We start from the raw sequence: 392 nt of genomic DNA, 5'->3' as shown, positions 1-392 counted from the left end.
CAGTCGGCCGATGGAGGGGGTGTCCGGGGCGACGAGGACGGTGCGTCCGCCGGAGGCCGCCGTTGCCGCGTGCAGCCGGGACTGCTGACCGTTCGTCAGCAGGTCGGGCACGGCGACCAGCAGGGTCGTGTCGGGACCGGCCGCGGCCCGCGCCTGGTCGAGGGTGGTGACCACGCGCGTCGACACGCCGTGGTCGGCGAGGACCGCGGCGACGGCGCGGCTGCCGTAGGGGTCGGCGGAGCGCGGGTCGAGGCGGCCGTGCCGGCCGCCCGAGCTGAGTGCGGCGATCACGACGGCCCCCACGAAGAGGAGGACGAGCGCGAGCAGGATGCCTCGCGTGGGAGCCCACACCTGGCGGGCGGTGGGCGAGGCCGAGGTGGACGGGAGCGTGG

Annotated in this window: 1 protein-coding gene; it reads right to left on the bottom strand. The window is 77.0% G+C overall.

The window, feature by feature from the left end; all coding sequences use genetic code 11:
• A partial coding sequence (locus C1I97_RS39020; RefSeq protein ID WP_146608506.1) for a DUF4350 domain-containing protein occupies positions 1–392 on the bottom strand: 392 nt, incomplete at both ends.

This window comes from Streptomyces sp. NTH33 (assembly GCF_003236365.1).
In the GTDB taxonomy this organism is placed as follows: Bacteria; Actinomycetota; Actinomycetes; order Streptomycetales; family Streptomycetaceae; genus Streptomyces.
The sequence above is the reverse complement of the archived record's forward strand: the minus strand, read 5'-3'. Positions and strand labels throughout refer to the sequence as shown.